The organism is Kocuria sp. KH4 (genome assembly GCF_053711175.1).
In genome coordinates, this window is the sequence record NZ_JBSJYX010000001.1 from 18,839 (window position 1) to 43,696 (window position 24,858).

The 24,858-nt window shown below is 73.2% G+C and carries 19 protein-coding genes and 1 pseudogene; 3 read left to right on the plus strand and 17 right to left on the minus strand.

Going from position 1 to position 24,858, the window contains the following annotated elements; translation table 11 throughout:
• Positions 1-72 precede the first annotated feature (72 nt).
• From ACWCOM_RS00095 to ACWCOM_RS00145, 11 genes are all read right to left on the minus strand, one after another.
• The gene (locus ACWCOM_RS00095; RefSeq protein WP_454546719.1) at positions 73-1,158 is read right to left on the minus strand and encodes an inositol-3-phosphate synthase; all 1,086 of its coding nucleotides are present in this window, start codon (positions 1,156-1,158) and stop codon (positions 73-75) included.
• A gap of 173 nt (positions 1,159-1,331) precedes the next feature.
• Positions 1,332-1,871 carry a hypothetical protein gene (locus ACWCOM_RS00100; RefSeq protein ID WP_454546720.1) on the minus strand — a complete coding sequence of 180 codons (540 nt, stop codon included), beginning with the start codon at positions 1,869-1,871 and terminating at the stop codon, positions 1,332-1,334.
• A gap of 136 nt (positions 1,872-2,007) precedes the next feature.
• Complete coding sequence (locus ACWCOM_RS00105) at positions 2,008-2,679, minus strand: LysE family translocator (RefSeq protein WP_454546721.1); 672 nt, start codon at positions 2,677-2,679, stop codon at positions 2,008-2,010.
• Between the two features lie 20 nt (positions 2,680-2,699).
• Positions 2,700-3,725, minus strand: a complete 1,026-nt coding sequence (locus ACWCOM_RS00110) for an aldo/keto reductase (protein ID WP_454547076.1) — start codon at positions 3,723-3,725, stop codon at positions 2,700-2,702.
• Positions 3,726-3,832: 107 nt separating this feature from the next.
• Positions 3,833-5,707 (minus strand): malto-oligosyltrehalose trehalohydrolase, encoded by a 1,875-nt coding sequence (gene treZ / locus ACWCOM_RS00115; RefSeq protein ID WP_454546722.1) that lies wholly within the window; start codon positions 5,705-5,707, stop codon positions 3,833-3,835.
• A 6-nt stretch (positions 5,708-5,713) separates the two neighbouring features.
• Positions 5,714-8,071, minus strand: a complete 2,358-nt coding sequence (gene treY, locus ACWCOM_RS00120) for a malto-oligosyltrehalose synthase (RefSeq protein WP_454546723.1) — start codon at positions 8,069-8,071, stop codon at positions 5,714-5,716.
• A gap of 83 nt (positions 8,072-8,154) precedes the next feature.
• Positions 8,155-10,341, minus strand: a complete 2,187-nt coding sequence (gene glgX / locus ACWCOM_RS00125; RefSeq protein WP_454546724.1) for a glycogen debranching protein GlgX — start codon at positions 10,339-10,341, stop codon at positions 8,155-8,157.
• Positions 10,342-10,492: 151 nt separating this feature from the next.
• Positions 10,493-12,070 (minus strand): NAD(P)H-hydrate epimerase, encoded by a 1,578-nt coding sequence (locus ACWCOM_RS00130; protein WP_454546725.1) that lies wholly within the window; start codon positions 12,068-12,070, stop codon positions 10,493-10,495.
• Complete coding sequence (locus ACWCOM_RS00135; protein ID WP_454546726.1) at positions 12,067-12,477, minus strand: holo-ACP synthase; 411 nt, start codon at positions 12,475-12,477, stop codon at positions 12,067-12,069. The genes ACWCOM_RS00130 and ACWCOM_RS00135 overlap by 4 nt, the downstream gene beginning before the upstream one ends.
• 94 nt (positions 12,478-12,571) lie before the next feature.
• On the minus strand, positions 12,572-14,464 hold the full coding sequence (gene glmS, locus ACWCOM_RS00140) for a glutamine--fructose-6-phosphate transaminase (isomerizing) (RefSeq protein ID WP_454546727.1): 1,893 nt from the start codon (positions 14,462-14,464) through the stop codon (positions 12,572-12,574).
• A 217-nt stretch (positions 14,465-14,681) separates the two neighbouring features.
• Entirely contained in the window at positions 14,682-16,787 is a 2,106-nt protein-coding gene (locus ACWCOM_RS00145) for a PTS mannitol transporter subunit IICBA (protein WP_454546728.1), read from the minus strand.
• Between the two features lie 174 nt (positions 16,788-16,961).
• Here ACWCOM_RS00145 and coaA point away from each other — a divergent pair, with 174 nt between their 5' ends.
• The 3 genes from coaA to mscL are packed head-to-tail and all read left to right on the plus strand — an operon-like array spanning position 16,962 to position 19,207.
• Complete coding sequence (coaA, locus tag ACWCOM_RS00150; RefSeq protein WP_454546729.1) at positions 16,962-17,918, plus strand: type I pantothenate kinase; 957 nt, start codon at positions 16,962-16,964, stop codon at positions 17,916-17,918.
• Entirely contained in the window at positions 17,918-18,787 is an 870-nt protein-coding gene (locus tag ACWCOM_RS00155) for a M15 family metallopeptidase (RefSeq protein WP_454546730.1), read from the plus strand. Before coaA ends, ACWCOM_RS00155 begins: the two co-directional genes overlap by 1 nt.
• Positions 18,788-18,814: 27 nt before the next feature.
• On the plus strand, positions 18,815-19,207 hold the full coding sequence (gene mscL, locus ACWCOM_RS00160; protein ID WP_454546731.1) for a large conductance mechanosensitive channel protein MscL: 393 nt from the start codon (positions 18,815-18,817) through the stop codon (positions 19,205-19,207).
• On the opposite strand, the pseudogene glmM reads toward mscL, so the two are convergent.
• From glmM to ACWCOM_RS00190, 6 genes and pseudogenes are all read right to left on the minus strand, one after another.
• Positions 19,151-20,506, minus strand: a pseudogene (gene glmM, locus ACWCOM_RS00165) (phosphoglucosamine mutase); the annotation flags it as partial. The gene mscL and the pseudogene glmM sit on opposite strands and share 57 nt — an antisense overlap.
• Before the next feature lie 136 nt (positions 20,507-20,642).
• Entirely contained in the window at positions 20,643-21,149 is a 507-nt protein-coding gene (gene rpsI / locus ACWCOM_RS00170; protein ID WP_454546732.1) for a 30S ribosomal protein S9, read from the minus strand.
• Between the two features lie 38 nt (positions 21,150-21,187).
• Positions 21,188-21,631, minus strand: coding sequence for a 50S ribosomal protein L13 (gene rplM, locus ACWCOM_RS00175; protein ID WP_062734945.1), 444 nt, complete (start codon positions 21,629-21,631; stop codon positions 21,188-21,190).
• Between the two features lie 261 nt (positions 21,632-21,892).
• Positions 21,893-22,792 (minus strand): tRNA pseudouridine(38-40) synthase TruA, encoded by a 900-nt coding sequence (truA, locus tag ACWCOM_RS00180; protein ID WP_454546733.1) that lies wholly within the window; start codon positions 22,790-22,792, stop codon positions 21,893-21,895.
• 154 nt (positions 22,793-22,946) lie between these two features.
• Positions 22,947-23,723 carry a 50S ribosomal protein L17, sunset domain variant gene (gene rplQ, locus ACWCOM_RS00185; RefSeq protein ID WP_454546734.1) on the minus strand — a complete coding sequence of 259 codons (777 nt, stop codon included), beginning with the start codon at positions 23,721-23,723 and terminating at the stop codon, positions 22,947-22,949.
• A 67-nt stretch (positions 23,724-23,790) separates the two neighbouring features.
• Positions 23,791-24,798 carry a DNA-directed RNA polymerase subunit alpha gene (locus ACWCOM_RS00190; protein ID WP_454546735.1) on the minus strand — a complete coding sequence of 336 codons (1,008 nt, stop codon included), beginning with the start codon at positions 24,796-24,798 and terminating at the stop codon, positions 23,791-23,793.
• Positions 24,799-24,858 lie beyond the last annotated feature (60 nt).

Consider the following 24,858-nt stretch of genomic DNA (forward strand, 5'->3'; position numbering starts at 1 on the left):
CGGGGGCGGGGGAGCCCCGCACCGGTCCGGTGCGGGGCTCCTGTCCCGCCCCTCAGCGGGCGGGGGCGGGGGTCAGCGTTCGCGTTCCCCGCGGATGAAGGCCTCCAGGTTCGCCCGGGCGGTGTCATCGGCCTGCTGCTCGGGCGGGGACTTCATGAAGTACGCCGCCGCCGAGGTCAGCGGCCCCCCGATCCCGCGGTCCAGCCCGATCTTCGCCGCCCGGATCGCGTCGATGATCACCCCGGCCGAGTTCGGGGAGTCCCACACCTCCAGCTTGTACTCCAAGGAGATCGGGGCGTTGCCGAAGCCGTGGCCCTCCAGACGCACGTAGGCGAACTTGCGGTCCTCCAACCACGGCACGTGGTCGGAGGGCCCGATGTGCACGTCCTTGGTGCCGAACTCCCGCTGAACGTTGGAGGTCACCGCCTGGGTCTTGGAGATCTTCTTGGACTCCAACCGGGTGCGCTCGAGCATGTTCATGAAGTCCATGTTCCCGCCCACGTTGAGCTGGTACGTGCGGTCCAGCACGTACCCGCGGTCCTCGAAGAGCTTGGCCAGCACCCGGTGGGTGATCGTCGCCCCGATCTGGGACTTGATGTCATCCCCGACGATCGGCACCCCCGCGGCGGTGAACTTGCCCGCCCACTCCTCGGTGGAGGCGATGAACACCGGCAGCGCGTTGACGAAGGCCACCCCGGCGTCCAGGGCGGCCTGGGCGTAGAACCGGTCGGCCTCCTCCGAGCCCACCGGCAGATAGGACACCAGCACATCCACCTGCGCCTCCCGCAGCGCGGCGGCCACGTCCACCGGCTCCTGCTCCGACTCCTGGACCATCTCCCGGTAGTAGGAGCCCAGCCCGTCCAGGGTCGGCCCGCGCTGGACGGTCACCCCGGTGTGCGGCACGGAGGCGAAGGCCAGGGTGTTGTTCTGCCCGGCGGAGATCGCCTCGCACAGATCGACCCCGACCTTCGCGGCGTCGACGTCGAAGGCGGCCACGAACTGCACGTCGGAGACGTGGTAGTCCCCGAAGACCACGTGCATCAACCCCGGCACGGTCTCGGCCGGATCGGCCTCGGCGTAGAAGTGCACGCCCTGGATCAAGGACGAGGCGCAGTTGCCGACACCGGCCACGGCCACTCGGATGGGATGCTGGGACACGGTTCTCCTTCGTCGCGGAACGTCCGCCCCCCGCCCGGCGGCTCGGGCCGCACCGGCGTCGTCGACGGCGTCCGGGTGCGGCGGGGAGGACTCAAACCCCCCAAGTCTAGACCCCGCCACGGGGAACGGCCCGCCCCCGGAGGGACGGGCCGTTCCCCGTGGCGGGCCGGCGGTCAGCGCAGCCAGCCCTGCAGCACGTTGCGCGGCCGCTGCATCTCACCGTGCTTGGCGCCGAGGACCACCACGGTGCCCGACAGGGCCGGGATCACCCACTGGAGCACCTTCAGCTGCTTCTGGGCGGAGGCCAGCTCCGGGGAGGCGTCCGGGCGCGGCTCGGTGGCGCCCTGCGCGCCCTCGTCCGCGAGCTTCTCGATCTTCTTGCCGAGCACGCGGGAGTACGCCGTGACCCCTGCGCCCACCACGGTGATCAGGGCCTTGGAGACCGTCGCCCCGCCGACCCCCTCCTGGCTGGCCAGCCGGCCCTTGTTCTGGGCGATGAGCGCCGCGCCGGCGACGCCGTGGGCGACCAGCGCCGCCGCCTGGAGCGGCGCCCACTTCTTCCACCCCAGGTTGGACAGGCGGGTGCGCTCCCGCGGGTCCTGCGCGGCCGCGGCCGCCCCGTTGAGCCCGACGGCGCCCATGAGGGAGCCGCCGAACCAGGCCGCGGCGGTGAGGTCGTGGATCGAGCGGGTCAGGTACTCGTTGTCGGACATCGCACTTCTCTTCCTGGAGACGGGCCCGGTGCGGCCGCGGAGCGGACGCACCGGCGATAAGGATGCTTACTTCCTATCACCGGCCGGTCCGCGGGGAAACCCCTGCGCACCAGATGACCGCCCGCGGGGGCGGTTTTCACAGGGCGCTCACCAGCAGTGCCAGGGCGAGCACCAGGAACAGGGCCCCGGCGGCCAGCTCCACGGCGGCCCCGTGGCGGCGGAAGGCCGCGGCCAGGCGTTCGACGGAGCCCATCCACGCCACGGCGGTGAACCAGGCGAGGCCCACCGCCACCAGCAGCACGAAGACCAGGGCGGTCTCCCACCAGCGGGCCCCGGCCGGGACCACGTTGGCGAACAGGGCCACGAAGAAGACGACGGCCTTCGCGTTCGAGAGGTTGGTGACGAGCCCCAGCACGAACGCCCGGGCCGGGCCGGGGGCGCCCCCGCGCGGGGCGCCACCCGGCAGCGGCACCGTGGACCCGGCCGCTCCCGCCGGCACGGCCGCCGGCACGGCCCGTGCGGCGAGCCCGGCCCGGACCCCGCTCACCCCCAGCCAGCCGAGGAACAGCGCCCCCGCCACCTGGATGAGCCGCTGCACGGTGTCGGCCTGGCTGATGAGGACGGTGACGCCCGTGAGGGACAGCGTGATCCACACGAGGTTGCCGGTCATCACGCCCACGGCGGTGAGCACCCCGGCCGCACGGGAGCCCAGCGACGAGCTGCGCAGGATCACCAGCACGTCCGGGCCGGGGGCCACGATCCCGGCGATCCACACCCCCAGCAGGGCGAGGTACTGCGAGACCTCCACGGCCTACCGGGCCCCTCGGCTCATGCGTGCTTGGAGTCCTGGGCACCCGCCCAGATGTTGATGTCGGAGTCGGTGGCCAGACGGTCGATGGCCTCCAGCTCCCCGGGGGTGAACGCGAGGTGGTGCACCGCGCCCACGCTGTCCTCGAGCTGCTCCGGCGAGGAGGCGCCCACGAGGGCCGTGGTCACCTGCCCGTCCTGCTGCTCGCGCAGCACCCACGCGATCGCCATCTGGGCCAGGCTCTGCCCGCGGGCGGCGGCGATCTCGTGCAGGCCGCGGACCTTCTCCAGGGTCGTGTCCGAGAGCCACTCCGGGTCCAGGGACTTCTCGGCCGCGGCCCGGGAGCCCTCCGGGATGCCGTCGAGGTAGCGGTCCGTGAGCATGCCCTGGGCCAGCGGGGAGAACACAATCGAGCCCATGCCGGCCTCGGTCAGCGCCCCCAGCAGCGAGGTCCCCGAGGGCCCCGGGGCCTCGACCCACCGGTTGAGCATCGAGTAGGAGGGCTGGTGGATGAGCAGCGGGGTGCCGAGCTCGCGCATGATCCGCTGGGCGCGCAGGGTCAGCTCCGCGTTGTAGGAGGAGATCCCCACGTGCAGCGCCCGCCCCGAGCGCACGATGTGGTCGAGGGCCCGCATGGTCTCCTCGAGCGGCGTGTCCGGGTCCGGGCGGTGGTGGTAGAAGATGTCCACGCGGTCCAGGCCCATCCGCTGCAGGGACTGGTCCAGGGAGGACACCAGGTACTTGCGCGAGCCGCCGAACTGGTACGGTCCCGGGCCCATGGTCCAGCCGGCCTTCGAGGAGATCACGAGCTCGTCCCGGTACGGCGCGAGGTCCTGGGCCAGGATCCTGCCGAAGTTCAGCTCGGCGGCGCCGGCCGGCGGGCCGTAGTTGTTGGCGAGGTCGAAGTGGGTCACGCCCAGGTCGAAGGCCCGGCGCAGCGTGGCGCGCTGGGTGGCGAGCGGCTTGTCGTCGCCGAAGTTGTGCCACAGCCCCAGGGAGATCACGGGCAGCTTGAGCCCGGAGTCCCCCACGCGCCGGAAGGGCATGGTCTCGTAGCGGTCCTCGGCGGCGAGGTATCGGTCATCGGGTCCGTAGGTGCGCACGGCGGCCTCTCGGGGGTCGGTGGACGGTCGGGGGGACAGGGCGCGGCGGTTCAGTAGCGCACCACCGCCGCGCCGTGGGGCGGCAGGGCGGCGACGGCGCCGCCGTCGGCCCCCGCGGTGAGGGAGACCTCGCCGGAGCGGAACAGCACCTCGGCGCCGGCCGCCCCGGGCACGGGCGCCTCGACCGGGCCCGCCCCGAAGTTCAGGACGACCGCGACCCCGTGGGCGGAGCCCGGCGCCGTGGCCCGGCGGAGCACGAACCAGCGGGCGTCCTCGTCGTGGTCGGTGTCGATGGTCCCGAACCGCGGGTCCGTGAGCTCGGGCACCGCGCGCCGCAGCGCGATGAGCTCGCGGTAGGCGGCCAGCACCCGGGCGTGGTCGCCCCGGCCGGGCTCGTCCCAGTCCAGCTTCGAGTCGGTGAAGGTGCTGGGCGCCTGCGGGTCCGGGACCGTGGACTCGTCCCAGCCCATCGCGGCGAACTCCGCCTTGCGGCCCTTCGCCACGGCCTCGCCGAGCTCGGGCTCGGGGTGGGCGGTGAAGAACTGCCACGGGGTGGACGCGCCCCACTCCTCGCCCATGAACAGCATGGGGGTGAACGGCTGGGTGAGCAGCACGGTGGCGCCGAGCACCAGCTGGTCGGCCGAGAGGCTCGCGCTGATCCGGTCCCCGGCGGCCCGGTTGCCCACCTGGTCGTGGTTCTGGATGCAGGTGACGAACTGCCACGGGCGCACCCGCTGTTTGTCGACCGGCCGGCCGTGGTGGCGGCCGCGGAAGACCGACATGGTGCCGTCGTGGTAGAACGCGTCGCGCATCACCTTGTCGAGGGTCCCCAGCGCGGCGAAGTCGGCGTAGTAGCCCTGGGTCTCCCCGGTCAGCGCCACGTGGGCGGCGTGGTGGAAGTCGTCGAGCCACTGCCCGGTCATGCCGAGGCCGTGGGCCGTGGTCGGCGTGATCATCCGGTGGTCGTTGAGGTCGGACTCGGCGACCGTGAACAGCGGCCGGCCCGTCTCCACGCCCACCCGCTCCACGAGGTCGGCGATCTCCTCGAGGATGTGCACGGCCCGGTGGTCCTGCAGCGCGTGCACGGCGTCGAGCCGGAACCCGTCCACGTGGTAGTCGCGCAGCCACATCTCGATGTTGTCGAGGATGTAGTCGCGCACCCCGTCCGAGCCCCAGCCGTCGAGGTTGATGAGGTCGCCCCAGGTGCTGGAGCCGGGCTTGAAGTAGTCGGCGAACAGGGGCAGGTAGTTCCCGGAGGGGCCCAGGTGGTTGTAGACCACGTCCTGGATCACGCCGATCCCGCGCTGGTGGCACGCGTCCACGAAGCGCTGGTAGGCGGCGGGCCCGCCGTAGGACTCGTCCACGGTGTACCAGAGGACGCCGTCGTAGCCCCAGTTGTGCTCGCCGTTGAAGCCGTTGACGGGCAGCAGCTCCACGAAGTCCACGCCGAGGTCCACCAGGTGGTCGAGCCGCTCGACCGCCGCGTCGAGCGTGCCGGCGGGCGTGAAGGTGCCCAGGTGCAGCTCGTAGATGACCGAGCCCGCCAGGGTCCGGCCGGTCCACGCGGTGTCGCCCCACCGGTGCGCGGAGGGGTCGAAGGTGCAGGAGAGCTCGTGCACGCCCTGCGGCTGGCGGCGCGAGCGGGGGTCGGGCAGGACCTCGGAGACCTGCGAGCGCTCCTCGGGGGTGCCCTCGTCGAAGGTCTTGCCCAGGACGTAGCCGTAGCGGACGGTGCCGGCGGGGACGTCGGCGTCGTCGGGCAGGGTCCACCAGCCGTCGCGGCGGGCGGCGGGCCCCTCGGACGAGCCCGCGGGCAGGGAGGCGGCGGGGACCATGGCGTGGTCCTCGCCCTCGATCCGCACGGTCACGGACCGGGCGTGCGGGGCCCAGACGTCGAAGCGGTTCAGGTGGTCACGGGTGTTCATCGGGTCTCAGGAGTCCTTCCGGCGCAGCAGCGCCACGGGGTAGTCGGACAGCAGGTCGGAGAGCGCCACGGTGCCCGTGTGCGGGCGGCGGGTGAGCACGTCCTCGAAGTCGCCCTCGGGCAGCTGAAGGGTCTCGTCGGCGAAGCCGCCGCGGGCCGCCAGGCCCAGGGGGAGGCGGGTGGCCACGGTCACGGCGCCGCCGCGGTCGAAGGCGAACACGTGCCCGGCCCGCGGGCCGGAGGCCTCCAGCGGGGTGTAGCCGGTGAACAGCCCGGGGTGGTCGCGGCGCAGCCGGAGGGCCCGGCTGGTGACGAGCAGCTTGGCCGCGGCGTCGGGGCCCACCGCCGGGATCCCCTCGGCGGTCCCGGCGCCGGGCGCGTCCAGCCGGGCGAGCATCGCTGCCCGCTCCTCGAAGTCCACGGGGCGGCGGTTGTCCGGGTCCACGAGGGACTCGGCCCACAGCTCGGAGCCCTGGTAGACGTCGGGGACGCCGGGCATCGTGAGCTGGACCAGCTTGGCGGCGAGCCCGTTGCTCCACCCGGCCTCGGTCACGTGCTGGGCGAAGCCCTCCACCACGGCCCGGATCTGGGGGTCGTGGAAGACCAGCCCGACGAACCGCACGAGCCGGTCCTCGAAGTCGTCGTCCCCGTCCACCCAGGCGGTCGAGTTCCCGGCCTCGCGGGCGGCCTTGAGCGCGTAGTCCACGGTGCGCTCCTGGGAGATCGGCCAGGCGCCCACCACGGCCTGCAGCACGAGGTTGACGAGCGGCCCGTCGCCCACCCGGACGCCGGCCTCCCCGGCGAGCCGGGTCGCGGTGCCCACCACGCCGGCCCACTGCTCGGCGGCCTCGGACAGGACCGTGATCCGTGCGCGCACGGCCTCCGAGCGCTTGGTGTCGTGGGTGGACAGGGCGGTCATGGCGAGGGGCTCCTCGGCGGCCCGGCGGCCGAGCTCGGCGTGGGCCTCCTCGGGCGTCACGGCGAAGTGCGAGGGGTCGCCGCCCACCTCGGTCAGGGAGGTCAGGCGGGGGAAGCGGTAGAACGCGGTGTCCTCGACGCCCTTGGCCATGACCATCCCGGAGGTCTGCTGGAAGCGGCGCGCCAGCTCCCCGAGCTCGGCGTCGTCCGTGGCGCCGACCCCGAGCAGCTCGCCCAGGGTGCCGATCGGGCCGGTGAGCTCGGGCCGCCGCTGCCGGGCGGCGTCGAGGGCGGTGCGCAGGTGCTCGGCGCCCTCGGGCAGGTAGCTGCGGTAGACGGGGAAGCCGGCCAGGATCTCCGCGAGGGCGTCCACGGCCTCGTCGTGGTCGAGCCCGGCGTCGGCGGGGACCGCCCGGGCCAGGCGCAGGACCTCGGCGTGCAGGGCGTCGTCGGCCATGGCGCGCTTGGTGCCGTGGATCATCTCCTCCCAGTGCACCGGCTCCCCGCCGCGCAGGCGGGCGTCGAGGCTGGTGAGCGCGTACTCCCCCGCCGGGTCGGTGAGCAGCCGGTCGAGCACGCCCAGGGCGTCGTAGCCCGTGGTGCCGGCCGTGGCCCAGTCCCGGGGCAGCCGCTCGCCGGGCTCGAGGATCTTCTCCACGACGACGTAGGCGCCGCCGGTGAGCTCCTTGAGCCGCTCGAGGTACTGCCGCGGGTCGCGCAGCCCGTCGGGGTGGTCGATGCGCAGCCCGTCGACGAGGCCCTCGTCGACCCAGCGCCTGATCTCGGCGTGGGACTCCTCGAAGACGGCCGGGTCCTCCACGCGCACCCCGGCGAGCGTGGCCACGGTGAAGAAGCGGCGGTAGTTCAGCTCGGCGTCCCCGCGGCGCCAGTTGATCAGCTCGTAGTGCTGACGGGCGTGCACGTCCCGCGGGTCGTCGCCGGCGGCCCAGGTGCCCTCCGCGAGGGGGTAGACGTTGTCGTAGTAGCGCAGGGTCCCGTCCTCGACGCGCAGCTGCTCCAGCTCGTCGTCGCCGTCGCCCAGCACCGGGAGCAGCACCTTGCCGCCGCCGGCCTCCCACTCGACGTCGAAGGCGGCCGCGTAGGGCGAGTCCTGCCCCTCGGCGAGCAGGGACCACCACCACGGGTTCTGCTGCGGGACGGCCACGCCCTGGTGGTTCGGGACGATGTCGACCAGCACGCCCATGCCGCGGGCGTGGGCGGCGTCGGCGAGCGCCGTGAGCCCGGCGGGACCGCCGCGGACGGGGTCCACCTCGGCCGGGGAGGCGACGTCGTAGCCGTGGTCCGAGCCGTCGACGGCCCGCAGGATCGGGGACAGGTAGACCCAGTCCGCGCCGAGGTCGTGGAGGTAGTCCACGAGCCCGGCCGCGCGGTCCAGCGTCAGGTCGGAGGTGATCTGGAGTCGGTAGGTCGAGATAGGTGTGCGCACCGCACCAGTCTGTCGGCCCGGGCCCGGAAATGCCAGCAGGCTGTCGACCCGTGTCCGGGTCGACAGCCTGCCGGCGCCGCGGCTCACTGGTCGGCGGGCGTCCTCACGTACACCGCCACGGAGGCGGCGACCGACGCGTCGGGCTCCTCCTCGGGGGCCTCGTAGGCGCGCAGCACGACCGTGGACTTGCCCTCCAGGGTGATGGCGCTGCGGGCCTTGCGGATCTGCCCGTCGGAGTGCCGGCCGGCGGTGTCCAGGATCTCCTCCCACTGCCGGCCGTAGCGGGCCGGCGGCAGCTTGTACTTCACGGGCTCCGGGTTGGAGTTGAAGTACACGATGAAGTTGACGTCCGTGATGGGCTGCCCGCGCATGTCCACCCCGGCGATGCCGTGGCCGTTGAGCCACATGCCCAGGGACCGGGACAGCGGCTCGTCCCAGTCGGCGGGCTTCATCGGGGAGCCGTCGGGGTTCAGCCACGCGATGTCGGGCATCGGGCGCCCGGTGTCGTCCTCGTCCATCTCCACGGGCCGGCCGTCGAAGAAGTTCGACCGGCGGAACGTGGGGTGCTGGTGGCGCAGCTGGGTGACCGCGGCGGTGAACTCGGTGAGCGGGGCGTCCATCGCGTCCCAGTCGATCCAGGACAGCTCGTTGTCCTGGCAGTAGGTGTTGTTGTTGCCGTCCTGGCTCCGGCCCAGCTCGTCCCCGTGCAGGACCATGGGGGTGCCCTGGGACAGCAGCAGGGTGGCCAGGAAGTTGCGCTGCTGGCGGGCGCGCAGCGCCAGGATCTCCGGGTCGTCGGTGGGGCCCTCCACACCGCAGTTCCAGGAGCGGTTGTGGGACTCCCCGTCGTTGTTGTCCTCCCCGTTGGCGTCGTTGTGCTTCTCGTTGTAGGAGACGATGTCCCGCAGCGTGAAGCCGTCGTGGGCGGTGACGAAGTTGATCGACGCGAAGGGACGCCGGCCGCTGTGCTCGTAGAGGTCGGCGGAGCCGGTGATCCGGGAGGCGAACTCCCCGAGGGTCGCCGGCTCCCCGCGCCAGAAGTCCCGGACGGTGTCCCGGTACTTGCCGTTCCACTCGGTCCACTGCGGCGGGAAGTTGCCCACCTGGTAGCCGCCGGGGCCGATGTCCCACGGCTCGGCGATCAGCTTGACCTGGGAGACGACCGGGTCCTGCTGGACGAGCTCGAAGAACGTGGAGAGCTTGTCCACGTCGTAGAACTCGCGGGCCAGGGTGGCCGCGAGGTCGAAGCGGAAGCCGTCCACGTGCATCTCGGTCACCCAGTAGCGCAGGGAGTCCATGATCAGCTGCAGGGAGTGCGGGTGCCGGACGTTGAGCGAGTTGCCGGTGCCCGTGTAGTCCATGTAGAACTTCTCGTCGCCCTCCACCGTGCGGTAGTAGGCCTGGTTGTCGATGCCCTTCATCGACAGGGTGGGGCCCATGTGGTTGCCCTCGGCGGTGTGGTTGTACACCACGTCGAGGATGACCTCGATGTCCGCCTGGTGCAGGGCGCGCACCATGGCCTTGAACTCCTGGACCTGGCCGCCGAGGTCGTTGGTGGAGTTGTACTCGTTGTGCGGGGCGAAGAAGCCGATCGTGTTGTAGCCCCAGTAGTTGCGCAGGCCCTTCTCGAGCAGGGTGCTGTCCTGGACGAACTGGTGCACGGGCATCAGCTCGATGGCCGTGACGCCGAGCTTCTGCAGGTGGGCGATGACGGCGGGGTGGGCCACGCCGGCGTAGGTGCCGCGCTGCTCCTCGGGGACGTCCGGGTGCTGCTGGGTGAGGCCCTTGACGTGCGCCTCGTAGATCACGGACTTGTGGTACGGGGTGCGCGGGGTGCGGTCGCCCTCCCAGTTGAAGAAGGGGTTGATCACCACGCCCATGGCCATGTGCGGGGCCGAGTCCTCCTCGTTGAACGAGTCCTCGTCGCCGAAGTTGTAGGAGAACAGCGGCTGGGCCCAGTCGAACTCGCCCGCCACCGCCTTCGCGTAGGGGTCGAGCAGCAGCTTGGAGGGGTTGCAGCGCTGGCCCGCCGCGGGGTTCCACGGCCCGTGCACCCGGTAGCCGTAGCGCTGACCGGGTTGGACCGTGGGCAGGTAGCAGTGCCAGACGTAGCCGTCCTGCGCGTCGACCTCGATGCGGGTCTCCGACCCGTCGTCGTCGAACAGGCACAGTTCGACCTTCTCGGCGATCTCGCTGAAGAGCGCGAAGTTGGTGCCGGTGCCGTCGAAGGTGGCACCGAGGGGATAGGACTGGCCGGGCCAGACTTCCATGAGGTCTCCTGTCGTACCGCCGGGCAGGGGTCACCGTCAGCGGGCTGGGTATCGGGGCAAGTGCGCTTAACCTTAGCCGGGTCCGGCGGCCGTCGTGGCCGCCCCGCTCGCGGGGCGCCCGCGGGTCCGGGTGCGCGGAGCCGGACCCGGTTCAGGGACGGGCGGACCGGGGGCCGGAGCGCAGCACCCGCCGGACGTTGCCGGCGAGGACCGTGGGCGGCACCGGCCCGAGCCCGTCGAGGCGGGACGCGTACCCGTGGACGGCCACGGCGAGCGCGGCCGCCACCGCGAGGCGGGCGTCCCCGCGGGCCCAGTCCCCGGCGGCGGCGAACGCGTCCGGGTCCTCGGCGCAGCCGGCGAGCGCGGCGCCCATGATCCCCGCGAGGGTGTCCCCGCTGCCGGCCGTGGCCAGCCAGGGGCTCCCGTCCGACTGGGAGAGCATCGTGCCGTCCGGGGCCGCCACCAGGGTGGTGGCGCCCTTGAGCACGACCACGGCGCCGGTGGCCTCCGCGGCCGCGCGCGCCCACCGGGCCGGCTCGGCCTCGATCGCGGCGCGGTCGGGGGCGTCCGCGTCCCCGCGCAGGGCGGCCAGCCAGGCCAGGACCTGCTCCAGCTCCCCGGCGTGCGGGGTCAGCACCTTCCCGGGGCCGAGACCGCCCTCGGCCGCGGCGCGCGCCGCGGCGGTGAGCGCGCCCGCGTCCACGACGGCGGGCAGCCCGCCGGCGAGGACCGCCCCGATGCGCGACTCCTGCGCGGGGTCGCCCACCGCGCCGGGGCCCACGACCCACGCCTGGACGTGCACGTCGGCGGGGTGGTCCTCGGAGGCGACGACCTCCGGGCTGGTCAGGCAGACGAGCGAGCGGGTCGCGGCGTCGCCCAGGTGGCGGACCATCCCGGCGCCGGCGTCCACGGCGGCGCGGGTGCACATCAGGGCGGCACCGGGATACGTGGGCGAGCCCGCCACGACGCCGACCACGCCGCGGGAGTACTTGTGGGACGCCGCACCCGGGCGCGGCCACAGCGCCGCGACGTCGGCGGGCTCGAGGCGGCGCAGCGCCGGGGCGGGCAGGTCGTCCTCGATGCCGATCCGCACGGTGCGCACCTCCCCGCAGGACCGCTCGCCCGGGGGCAGGAGGAGCCCGGCCTTCGCGCCGCCGAAGCTCACCGTCACGTCCGCGGGGAGCACCGGCCCGGAGACGGCGCCCGTGTCCGCCGAGACCCCGGAGGGGACGTCGCAGGCCACGACCAGCGGGGCCTCCCGGTCCGGCCACCGCTCCAGCACCGCCCGGACGAGGTCCGCGGCGGCCCCGCGCAGCCCGCCGCGGGCGCCGGTGCCGAGCACGGCGTCGAGCACGAGGTCGGCGGCCAGCACGCGTGCGGGGCCCTCCCCCTCCGGGACGTCCGCCAGCGGCAGGACGCGCCCGCCGGCCGCCGCGAGCGCCGCGGCGGCCTCCGGGTGCAGCCGGTCCCCGACCGCCACGGCCAGCACGGACGCGCCGCGCCGGGCCAGCTCGGCGCCGGCCCACAGCCCGTCCCCGCCGTTGTTGCCGGTGCCGGCCAGGACGACCACCCGCGCGCCGGCGACCCGGCCGCGGCGGGCGCGCAGGCGCTCCGCGCAGGCCAGCGCCAGTCCGTGCGCGGCGCGGCGCATCAGGGCGGGGCCCTCCCCCCGGGCCAGGTGGGGCGCCTCCGCGTCGCGGACCTGCGCGCCCGTGTACGCGACGATCACGACGCCGCCCCGGCGGACGCGGCCGCCCGCGCCCCGGCCGGCGCGGCGCCCTCCCCGGTGCGCTCGGCGATGACCATGGCCATGGCGATCCCGCCGTCGTGGGTCATGGTCAGGTGCCACCGGTCGATGCCCTGCCGCCGGGCCTCCTCCGCCACGGTCCCCTCCGTGCACAGCACCGGGGCGCCGGAGGGGTCGTTCTCGATCCAGCAGTGCTGCCAGATCATCCCGGGCGGCGCCTTCAGCGCCTTGGCCGCCGCCTCCTTCGCCGCGAAGCGCGCCGCGAGCGAGCGGACGTGCAGGTCCCGTTCGAGCGGGGTGAAGAGCCGGGCCACGAGGCCGGGGGTGCGGGCGATCTGCTGCTCGAAGCGGGCGATGTCCACCACGTCGATGCCGGTGCCGATGATCATGTCCCCACCCTAGCCACCCGGCCGGGGCCCCCGACGACCACCGGCCCGCCGCCCCGGGGACGGGGCGACGGGCCGGTGGTCGTCGGGCGGCTGCCTACTCGACGGTGACGGACTTCGCGAGGTTGCGCGGCTGGTCCACGTCGTAGCCCTTGGCGGTGGCGAGCTCGCAGGCGAAGATCTGCAGCGGCACCGTGGTGAGCAGCGGCTGGAGCAGCACCGGGGACTGCGGGACGCGGAAGATGTGGTTCGCGTAGTCCGCGACGGCCTCGTCCCCCTCCTCCGCGATGACGATGGTGACCGCGCCGCGGGCGCGGATCTCCTGGATGTTGGAGACCACCTTCGCGTGCAGGGAGTCGCGGCCCCGCGGGGAGGGCACGATCACGAAGACGGGCTGCCCCTCCTCGATCAGCGCGATCGGGCCGTGCTTGAGCTCGCCGGCGGCGAAGCCCTCGGCGTGGATGTAGGCGATCTCCTTGAGCTTCAGCGCGCCCTCCAGGGCCACCGGGTAGCCGACGTGGCGGCCGAGGAAGAGCACCGAGGCCGCGTCCTTCATCGACTGGGCGAGGTCCTTCACCGCGGCCTGCGCGTCGATGACCTGCTGGATCTTCGCGGGCATGGCCTCGAGCTCGGCGAGGATCCCGGCGATCTCGTCCTTGTACTTGTTGCCGCGCAGCTGGGCCAGGTAGAGCCCCAGGAGGTAGGCGGCGGTGATCTGGGCCAGGAACGCCTTGGTGGAGGCCACGGCGATCTCGGGCCCGGCGTGGGTGTAGAGCGCGGCGTCGGCCTCGCGCGGGATGGTGGAGCCGTTGGTGTTGCAGATCGCCACGACCTTGGCGCCCTGCTCCTGGGCGTGCCGCACCGCCATGAGAGTGTCCATGGTCTCGCCCGACTGGGACAGGGCCACCACCAGGGTGCGCTCGTCGACGATCGGGTCCCGGTAGCGGAACTCGTGGGCGAGCTCGACCTCGGTGGGGATCCGGCACCAGTGCTCGATGGCGTAGCGGGCCACCTGCCCGGCGTAGGCGGCGGTGCCGCAGGCGACGACGACGATCTTGTCCACCGCGCGCAGCACGGACTCGTCGATCTTCAGCTCGTCGAGCACCAGGTTGCCGTCCGGGTCCGTGCGGCCCATCAGGGTCTGCTCCACGGCGGCGGGCTGCTCGTTGATCTCCTTCTCCATGAAGGAGGGGAAGCCGCCCTTCTCGGCCGCGGCGGCGTCCCACAGCACCTCGAAGGGCTTGCCCTGGGCCGGGTTGCCGTGGAAGTCGGTGATCTCGTAGTCGTCGGCCGTGATGGTCACGACCTGGTCCTGGCCGAGCTCGACGGCGCTGCGGGTGTAGTCGATGAACCCGGAGACGTCGGAGCCCAGGAAGTTCTCGCCCTCGCCGAGGCCGAGCACCAGCGGGGAGTTGCGGCGGGCGGCGACGACGTGGCCGGGGTGGTCCACGTGCACGGCGAGGAGGGTGAACGCGCCCTCGAGCCGGCGGCAGGCGACCTGCATGGCGGCGGTGAGGTCCTGGTCGCCGAGGTCGTTGTAGACGTCGGCCAGCAGCGTGGCGGCCACCTCGGTGTCGGTCTCCGAGGCGAACGCGTGGCCCTTCTCGACCAGCTCGCGCTTGATCTCGGCGAAGTTCTCGATGATGCCGTTGTGGATCACGGCCAGCCGGCCGCCGTCCACGACGTGCGGGTGGGCGTTGGTGTCGGACGGGCCGCCGTGCGTGGCCCACCGGGTGTGCCCGATGCCGGTGCTGGAGCGCGGCAGGGGACGCTCGCCCAGCTCCTGCTCGAGGTTCAGCAGCTTGCCGGCCTTCTTGCGGAAGCCGACGGTGCCGTTCGAGAGCACCGCGACCCCCGCGGAGTCGTAGCCGCGGTACTCGAGGCGGCGCAGGCCCTCCACGAGGACGGTCAGGGCGTCGTGCCCGGAGGAGGTGCCGCGCTCGTCCGCGACCAGGGAGGAGGGGCCCACATATCCAACAATTCCACACATGCGCTTCAGGCTACCGCATGGATCCGCGCCGCCACGGTGCGCCGGACCGGCGGCGCGGACCCCATTTCCGGGGACGTCCGCGGCGCCGTGTCCCCGGAACGGGCCCGGTCCGCGACGCCGTGCCCGGGGCCGTGGTGCGGCGTCCCGGGGCCGTGGTGCGGCGTCCTCGAGCACCCGGCCCGCCGGACCCGGCCGGGTCCGGCGGGCCGGGTCCGCGTCAGTCGTTGACCTTCCCGAGGAGCTCGAGGACCTCGTCGGCGGTGCTCGCCCCGTCCAGCTGCCGGACCTTCTCCTTGTTGCCGAAGATCTTCGCGACCCGCGAGAGGATGGCCAGGTGCTCGTTGTCCTTGCCGGCGATGCCGATCACCCAGGTCACCGGCTTGCCGTTCCAGTCCAGGCCCTCGGGGTACTTCACGACCGACAGGGCCGAGGAGCGGATGCTGTCCTTGGCCTGGTTGGTGCCGTGCGGGATCGCCAGCCCGTTGCCCATGAACGTGGACACGGAGGCCTCGCGCTCGTGCATGGAGGCCACGTACGCGTCGGTCACCGCCCCGGCGGCGACCAGCAGCCCGCCGGCCTCGTCGATGGCCTGCGCGGCGTTGCGCGCCCCGCCGTCCATCACGATCCGCTCGCGGGTGAGGATCGCGCCCCCGGACGCGGCGTCCCCGCCGGTCGCGGGCCCGCCCGCCGCGGCCGCGGCGCCGGCCGGAGCACCGGCGGCGTTGCCGGCCGGGCCGCCCGTCGCCGCGGTGTCCGCCGCGGGAGCGCCCGCGGCGGGGACGGTGGCGCCGTTGCGCTGCTGGACGGCCTCGACGATCTCGTCGTAGCGGGGGCTGCCCATGAAGTTGTCCACGGTCACCAGGGCGGCGCCGGGCACCTTGGGGCGGGCCCGGGTGGCCAGGTCCTGGTGGGTGACCACGATGTCGAAGTCGTCGGTGAGGTTGGCGATCGCGGCGTTGGTGACCTTGACGTCGCCGAAGCCCGCGGCCTTGACCTTGTTGCGCAGCACCGAGGCGCCCATCGCGGAGGAGCCCATCCCGGCGTCGCAGGCGAAGACGATGTGGCGCACCGGCCCGCCGTCGCCGAGCTCCCGGGCGGTGGTCCCGCCGCTGTCGGCGCCGCCGCTGGTGCCGACCATCGCGGAGGCGACGCTCGACTTCCGGCCCTTCATGGTCTCCATCCGGGAGGTCGCCTCGGCCAGGTCGCCCTCCCCCTTGTCCTTCGACGTCTTGAGGATCACCGCCGCGACCAGGAAGGTCACCACCGTGGCGATGGCGACCCCGGCCAGCACGCCCAGGTAGTTGCCCGCCGACGGCGGGGTCTGGGCGAGCACCGCGATGATCGATCCCGGCGCGGCCGGGGCCTGCAGCCCGGCCCCCAGCAGCGTGAAGGTCAGCACCCCCGAGGCGCCCCCGGCGATCGCGGCCAGGATGAGCGCCGGCTTCATCAGCACGTAGGGGAAGTAGATCTCGTGGATGCCGCCCACGAAGTGGATCAGCGCCGCGCCCGGGGCCGAGGCCCGGGCCGTGCCGCGGCCGAAGACCATGTAGGCCAGGAGGATGCCCAGCCCCGGACCGGGGTTGGCCTCCAGCAGGAAGAGGATGGACTTGCCCTCCTCCAGCGCCTGGGTGGTGCCCAGGGGGGTGAGGATCCCGTGGTTGATCGCGTTGTTCAGGAACAGCACCTTCGCCGGCTCGATCAGGATCGAGGTGAGCGGCAGCAGGTTGTTGGCCACCAGGAAGTCGACCACCCGCGCGGCGGCCTCGGAGAACACCGTCACGGCGGGGCCGACCACGAAGAAGCCCACGATCGCCATGAGACCGCCGAAGATCCCGGCCGAGAAGTTGTTCACCAGCATCTCGAACCCGGGCTTGATCTTCCCGTCCCAGATGGCGTCGATCTTCTTCATCAGCCACGCGGTGAGCGGGCCCATGATCATCGCGCCGATGAACATCGGGATGCCCGCGCCCACGATCACGCCGCTGGTGGCGATCGCCCCGACCACGCCGCCGCGCACGTCGTAGACCATCCGCCCGCCGGTGTAGGCGATGAGCAGGGGCAGCAGATAGGTGATCATCGGTCCGACGAGGCCGGTGTGCGGGGTGCCCTCGGCGTCGGTGCCGAAGCCGCCGATGGGCCCGTAGGGCAGGAACGGGGACGTCTCGATGAACAGGGCCGTGATCAGGCCCCAGGCGATGAACGCCCCGATGTTGGGCATGATCATCCCGGACAGGAACGTCCCGAACCGCTGCACGTGGGCGCGGGCCGCCTGTGATCGGCCGCCCGTCGGTGTCGTCGTTCCCGTGGTCGTCGCCGTGGCCATGGTGGTGTCCTCGCTCTCGGGAGGGGCGGTGCTCCCTCCGATGGATCGCACCCGCCCTGCGGTGTCGCGGTCCCTCGGAGGCCGAGGGCCGGAACGTGATCAAATCTACACCCGGGCCCCGGCGGTGTCTGCGGCGCGCGGGGCCGTGACGCGGCGCGGTCTAGACTGTGCTCGATGACCGCATCTACGCTGAGCGAACGCACCTCGCCCTTCGTGGAGCTCGACCGGCAGACCTGGTCGAGGCTCTCCCACGAGATCGACGTTCCGCTCACCTCCCAGGAGATCGAGAACCTGCGCGGCCTCGGCGACCGGCTCGACGTCGCGGAGGTGCGCGAGGTGTACCTCCCGATCTCGCGGCTGCTGACCCTCTACGACGAGTCCTCCAACCGGCTCAACGCCTCCACCAACGCCTTCCTCGGCGAGGAGCACGCCCGGACGCCCTTCGTGATCGGCATCGCCGGGTCCGTGGCGGCCGGCAAGTCCACCACCGCCCGCCTGCTGCGGGAGCTGCTGTCCCGGTGGCCCTCCACCCCGAACGTCCAGCTGATCACCACGGACGGGTTCCTGCACCCGAACGCCGAGCTCCAGCGCCGCGGGCTCATGGACCGCAAGGGCTTCCCGGAGTCCTACGACCGCCGGGCCCTGCTCCGCTTCGTCGCCAAGATCAAGTCCGGCGCCCCCGAGGTGCGGGCCCCGAAGTACTCCCACCACAGCTACGACATCGTGCCCGGCGAGGAGGTCGTGGTCACCCGCCCCGACGTCGTGATCGTCGAGGGGCTCAACGTGCTCGCACCGGCCAAGGTGGGTCCCGGGGACCGGGCCTCCCTCGCGCTCAGCGACTTCTTCGACTTCTCCATCTACGTGGACGCCCGGCCCTCGGACATCGAGCGGTGGTACGTGGAGCGCTTCCAGGCGCTGCGCTACTCCGCCTTCGCCGACCCCGGCTCGTACTTCCACCGCTACGCCGACCTCTCCGACGCCGAGGCGGTGGCGACCGCCACCGGGATCTGGCGGCGGATCAACGAGCCGAACCTCATCGAGAACGTGCAGCCGACCCGCGGACGTGCCCGGCTGATCCTCTCCAAGGACTCCGACCACTCGATCCGCCGCGTGCTGCTGCGCAAGAACTGATGCGCGCCCCCCGCCGGGCCGGGCCGGCACCCCGCGCCACCGGGCGGCGCGGCGCGGGACCGCCCGCGGCCGGGCTGCTCGTGAGCGGGGTGCTCGTGGCCGGCCTGCTCGGCGGGTGCACACCGGGGACCGGGACGCCCGGCGGCGGGGACCCCGCGCCGGGGAGCGCTCCCCCGGCGTCCCCGGCCCCCGGCACGCCCGGCACCGGGCCCTCCGGCACCGCGGCGGCCGCGGGCCCGCCCACCGCCGCCGGGTCCTCCGCGGCCCCGGCGGAGCGGTCCCGGTCGCTGGACGACCCGGCCTCCCTGTCCGTCGTGGTCAACAAGCGCCGGCCCCTCGTCCCGGCGGACTGGGCCCCGCCGGCGCTCGAGGACGTCGAGGGCCACCGGCTGCGGCCCGAGGCCGCCGCGGCCGCGCGCGGGATGCTCGCCGCGGCCCGGGCGGACGGGGTGCCGCTGCGGATCGTCTCCGGCTACCGCTCCTGGGCGGAGCAGCAGGAGACCTACGCCGGCTGGGTGGCGCGCAAGGGGGCCGCCGCCGCGGACGTCGTCTCCGCCCGGCCGGGCCACTCGGAGCACCAGACCGGTCTGGCCGTGGACGTCGGCGAGGGCGGCGGCTGCGACCTGCAGGTGTGCTTCGCCGACACGGCCGCCGCCGCCTGGGTGGCCGAGCACGGGCCCGAGCACGGCTTCGTCGTCCGCTACCCGTGGGGCGAGGAGGCCGTCACCGGCTACTGGTACGAGCCGTGGCACCTGCGCTATCTCGGGCCGGGGCCCGCGCAGGAGCTCGTGCGCTCGGACGCCGCCACCCTGGAGCAGTTCGCCGGGCTGGGCCCGGCCCCGGACTACGGGACGCCCGGCCCGGGCTGATCCGCCGCGGGCCGGTAGTCTGCGGGGATGCTCAAAGGATTCAAGGACTTCATCATGAAGGGCAACGTGCTGGACCTGGCCGTGGCCGTGATCGTCGGCGCGGCCTTCGCCCAGGTCGTCAACGCCATGGTCGAGGCGGTGCTCATGCCGGGGATCTCCGCCCTGGTCGGATCGCCCGACTTCGACTCCTTCGCCGTGCTCACCCTCAACGGCAACGACATCAGGTTCGGCGTGCTGCTCACCGCGCTGGTCAACTTCCTGCTCGTGGCCGGCGCGGTCTACGTCGCCGTCGTGCTGCCCATGAACAAGATCCTGGAGGCCCGCGACCGGCGCCTCGGCATCGACCCGGACGTGGAGGAGGCCGACGCCCAGGTGCAGCTGCTCACCGAGATCCGGGACGAGCTGCGCCGCCGCGCCTGACCCCTCCCGCCACGGGGACGCCGCCTCCACCATCACCCGGACCACGGGCTCCGTTCCCGACGGGCGCAGCAGCACCCGGCCCGTCTCGCCGAGGCGCTGCTCGACCTCCGCGACGGCCGCCTGCACACCGGGGTTGGAGCCCACCGCGGCACGGTCCACGCCGCGGACGTTGAGCAGCACCTGCGGCAGGCGGGTCATCACCGTGGCCAGCTCGGAGAGCGGCGCACGGGTCTGGGCCACGCGGGAGGCCAGCATCAGCCCGGTCAGCAGCCCGTCGCCCGTGGTGGCGTAGTCGGACATGATGACGTGGCCGGACTGCTCCCCGCCCAGGTTGTAGCCGTGCTCGGTCATGGTCTCGAGGACGTAGCGGTCCCCCACCGCGGTCTCGCGCAGCTCGATGCCCGCCTCCCGCAGGGCGAGCTTGAGCCCGAGGTTGCTCATCACGGTGGCCACGAGGGTGTCGTCGACGAGCCGGCCGGCGTCCTTCAGGGCGAGGGCGAGGATCGCCATGATCTGGTCGCCGTCCACCTCCCGCCCGGCGGCGTCCACGGCGAGGCAGCGGTCCGCGTCCCCGTCGTGGGCGATCCCGAGGTCGGCGCCGAGCTCCACGACGGCCCGCCGGAGGGGCTCCAGGTGGGTCGAGCCGCAGCCGTCGTTGATGTTCAGCCCGTCCGGCTCCGCGCCGATGACGTGCACGTCGGCGCCCGCGCCGCGGAACGCGTCCGGGGAGACCCCGCTGGCGGCGCCGTTGGCGCAGTCGAGGACCACGCTGAGGCCCTCCAGCCGGTGCGGGATGGCCCCGACCAGGTGCAGGACGTAGCGGTCCTCCGCGTCCGTGAGCAGGTGGACGCGGCCCACCCCGGCGCCCGTGGGGCGGCGGAAGTCACCGGCCTCGAACACGGCCTGGATCTCGTCCTCCACGCGGTCGGGCAGCTTGCGCCCGCCGTGGGCGAGGAACTTGATCCCGTTGTCCGGGGCCGGGTTGTGCGAGGCGGAGATCATCACCCCGAAGTCCGCGTCCAGGTCCGCGACGAGGTAGGCCAGCGCGGGGGTCGGCAGCACCCCGGCGTCGTGCACGTCCACCCCCGAGCCGGCGAGGCCGGCGGCGACGGCGGCGCTGAGGAACTCGCCGCTGGCGCGCCCGTCCCGGGCGACGACCGCGGTGGGGCGCCGCCCCTCGGGGGCGTGGCCGTGGCCCAGCACGATGGCGGCGGCCTGGGCCAGGTCCAGGGTCATGTTGGCTGTGAGGAGGTCGTTCGCGAGCCCGCGCACGCCGTCCGTTCCGAATAATCTAGACATCGCCCCCATCCTACGTTCCCGTCGCCGCGGGGGACGGCAGGCGGCGCACGAACGCACGAACCCCGTCCGCGTCCGGTGGGCACCGGGGCGGACGGGGTCCGTGGGGCTGGGCGGACGGGCCGGGCGGCCCGTTCGATCAGCGCTTGGAGTACTGCGGGGCCTTGCGGGCCTTCTTGAGACCGGCCTTCTTGCGCTCGATGACGCGCGGGTCACGGGTGAGGAAGCCGGCCTTCTTGAGCGTGGGCCGGTTGTTCTCCACGTCGATCTCGTTCAGGGCGCGGGCCACGCCGTGGCGCAGCGCGCCGGCCTGGCCGGAGGGGCCACCGCCGTGGATGCGGGCGATGACGTCGTAGGCGCCCTCGAGCTCCAGCAGCCGGAAGGGGTCGTTGACCTCCTGCTGGTGCAGCTTGTTGGGGAAGTAGTTCTCCAGGGTGCGGCCGTTGATGGTCCACTGGCCGGAGCCGGGGACGACGCGCACGCGGGCGACGGCCTCCTTGCGGCGGCCCACGGCCTGGCCGGAGACGGTCAGGGCCGGGCGCTCGGCGGCGACGGCGGACTCGGCGGCGGGGGCCGACTCGGAGGTGTAGCTGCTCAGCTGCTCCTCGACGTCCACGGTGTTCTGCTCTTCAGTGTTCTGAGCCACGATTCTCCTCGATCAGTTCTTGTCTCGTAGGCCCGGAACTACTGGGCGACCTGGGTGAACTCGAAGGTCTGGGGCTGCTGGGCACCGTGGGGGTGCTCCGGGCCGGCGTAGACCTTGAGCTTGGACATCTGCTGGGCGGCCAGCTTGTTCTTCGGGAGCATGCCACGGATGGCCTTCTCCACGGCGCGGACCGGGTTCTTCTCCAGCAGCTCGGCGTAGGAGGTGGACTTGAGCCCGCCCGGGTAGCCGGAGTGGCGGTAGGCCCGCTTCTTCTCGAGCTTCGAGCCGGTCAGGGCGACCTTCTCGGCGTTGATGATGATGACGAAATCACCGGCGTCCACGTGGGGAGCAAAGGTCGGCTTGTGCTTTCCGCGCAGCAGCGTTGCGGTCTGGCTGGCAAGACGACCCAGGACGACGTCGGTGGCATCGATGACGTGCCACTGGCGCTGGATGTCACCGGGCTTCGGGGTGTACGTACGCACGTTAGTTTGCCTTCGTTCGGGTTCTCTCGGTGGCGCTAGTTGGGATCACGCCGTTTCTCGGTGTGCCGTCCGGGGCTCGGGTGAGGACCGAGCTGCATCCGGTGCCCGAGACCCCGGTGCACCGGAGCGCCATGCGTCCTGCAACTGGACGGCGGATCCGGGTACACGTGAACCGAGGCGGGACACGCACAACAGCACCCCACGTTACCGGATCGGGCGGTCAAAGACCACTCCGCGGCATACACCCGGACCGTGCGGCGGTCAATCCCGGTGCAGGGGGTCCCGCAGGGCCCGCGTGCGCTCGGCCCGCTCCCCCAGTCCGTCGGCGCCGGGGTAGCGCACCTCCTCGAGGACCAGGGCGTGCGGGGGCGCCAGCAGCACCCGGGCGTCCCGCACCCGGTCCGCGAGGCGGCGGCCCAGCCAGTCCTGGTGCTCGCGCCCGGCGCCCACCCGGGCGGCGGCGCCGACGACGGAGCGGACCATGTGGTGGCAGAACGCGTCCGCCTCGATGCCGAGCACCACGAGGCCGTCCCGGTCCCGCTGCACGGACACGGCGAGGACCTCCCGCACCGTGGTGGCGCCCTCCCGGGGGCGGCAGAAGGACAGGAAGTCGTGCAGCCCGACCAGGTCCTGCACGGCCGCGGCCATGGCGTCGGCGTCCAGGACGTCCTTGGTCCACCAGGTCAGGTGGCGGGTCAGCGGGTCGTGGCCCGCCGCGCCGTCGTCGATCCGGTAGCTGTAGCGGCGGGCGACGGCCGAGAACCGGGCGTCGAAGCCCGCCGGCGCGGCCGCGGCCCGGCGCACCACGACCGCTCCCGGGCTCTCCGGCAGCCCGCGCTCCCGGCGGCCGCGCCCCAGCACGTGGCCGAGCGCCCCGGTGAGCCGGCGCCCGAGCGCCACCCCGGGATCCTCCCCGCGGCCGCGGGCCAGCCCGCGCCACTCCTCCGGGGTGAGGTCGAGGTGCACGACCTGGCCGCGGGCGTGGACCCCGGTGTCGGTCCGGCCCGCCACCACGACCCGCACCTCGCGGCGCACCAGCACGGCCAGGGCGTCCTCGAGGGCGCCCTGGACGGTGGGCAGCCCCGGCTGACGGGCCCACCCGGCGAAGGGCGCTCCGTCGTAGGCGAGGTCGATCCGCACCCGCACGGCGTTCTCGGTCATGGGCGTTCCTTACGGTCGGGGTCGGCGGCGGTGCCCGGCGTCCGGGCGCGGGGGCCCTGGGACGAGCCGCCGGGCGCGAGGGGACCGGGCACGGCAACGCCGCCGGGGACCAGGTCCCCGGCGGCGTGCGCGGTGTTCGTCCGGACGGACCCGCTCAGCGCAGCTTCTGCGCGGCGGAGCCGCCGGCCGGCTGGAAGCCGGCGGCCTCGGCGTTGGCCGGGGAGTCGAACCAGATCTCGGCGGTGGTGCCCGCGTACCAGCGCGAACCGGGCACGTGGTACTTCATCGAGTTCCGGTTGCCCTTGACCTCGAAGCCCTCGGGGGCCTCGCCCGACTCCAGCGGGGCGTGCGAGCCGGGGAACTCCGCCTCGGCGTTCTCGGCGGCGACCTCGGCGGCCTGCTCGGAGCCGACCTCGGGGGCCTGCTCCTCGACCGGGATCTCCTCGGCGGCGACCTCGGCGGCGGTGCTGCCGGCCGGGGTGTCGACCGGGGCGGCGGGCGCCGGGGCGGCGGGCGCCGGGGCGGCCTTCGCGGTGGCGCGCTCGGCCTCGGCCACGGTGGCCTTGGTCGCGACGGGCTCCATCACGAGCTCGATGACGGCCATGGGGGCGTTGTCGCCCTTGCGGTTGCCGATCTTGGTGATGCGGGTGTAGCCGCCATTGCGGTCCTCCATCGCCGAGGCGATGGTGGTGAACAGCTCGTGCACCACGGACTTGTCGGTCAGCTGCGCGAGCACGCGCCGGCGGGCGGCCAGGTCACCGCGCTTGGCGAAGGTGATCAGCCGCTCGGCGTAGGGACGCATCCGCTTCGCCTTGGTGACGGTGGTCGTGATGCGCTTGTGCTCGAACAGCTGCTGGGACAGGTTCGCCAGCATCAGGCGCTCGTGGGCGGGGCCGCCTCCGAGGCGGGGTCCCTTGGTGGGAGTAGGCATGGTTGTTGATCTCCTGGAAGTTCGTCCCGCCCGGGCCGGGCGGCCGGCGGGACCTCAGCGGGAAGGACTAGTGGTCGTCGTCGTCGAACGGGTTCTCGTCGTCGATCGCGGCGGCGCGGGCGGCGAGGTCGAAACCGGGAGGCGAGTCCTTGAGGGCCAGGCCGAGGTCGACGAGCTTGGCCTTCACCTCGTCGATCGACTTGGCGCCGAAGTTGCGGATGTCCATCAGGTCCGCCTCGGAGCGGCCCACGAGCTCACCCACGGTGTGGATGCCCTCGCGCTTGAGGCAGTTGTAGGACCGCACGGTGAGCTCGAGGTCCTCGATGGGCAGCGCCATGTCGGCGGCCATCGCGGCGTCGGTCGGCGAGGGGCCGATCTCGATGCCCTCGGCGGCCGTGTTGAGCTCCCGGGCCAGGCCGAACAGCTCCACCAGGGTGGTGCCGGCGGAGGCCACGGCGTCACGCGGGGTGATGGCCTCCTTGGTCTCCACGTCGAGCACCAGCTTGTCGAAGTCGGTGCGCTGCTCCACGCGGGTGGCCTCCACGCGGAAGGTCACCTTGAGCACGGGCGAGTAGATGGAGTCGACCGGGATGCGGCCGATCTCCGCGTCGCCCGCCTTGTTCTGGGCGGCCGAGACGTAGCCGCGGCCGCGCTCGATGGTCAGCTCGAGCTCGAGCTGGCCCTTGGCGTTGAGCGTGGCGATGTGCAGGTCCGGGTTGTGGATCTCCACGCCGGCCGGGGCCGTGATGTCCGCGGCGGTCACGACGCCCGGGCCCTGCTTGCGCAGGTAGGCGACGACGGGCTCGTCCTGCTCCGAGGACACGGCGAGCTTCTTGACGTTGAGGATGATCTCGGTGACGTCCTCCTTGACGCCCTCCACGGTGGAGAACTCGTGGAGCACCCCGTCGAGCCGGATGCTGGTCACGGCAGCACCGGGGATGGAGGAGAGCAGCGTGCGGCGGAGGGAGTTGCCGAGGGTGTAGCCGAAGCCGGGCTCGAGCGGTTCGATCACGAAGCGGGACCGGTTGTCGGCCACGACCTCTTCGGAGAGGGTGGGGCGCTGTGCGATGAGCACTGATGTTTCCTTTCAGCGGGCATCCGCTATATGACGCGCGCAAATGGTGGAAAACAGTTG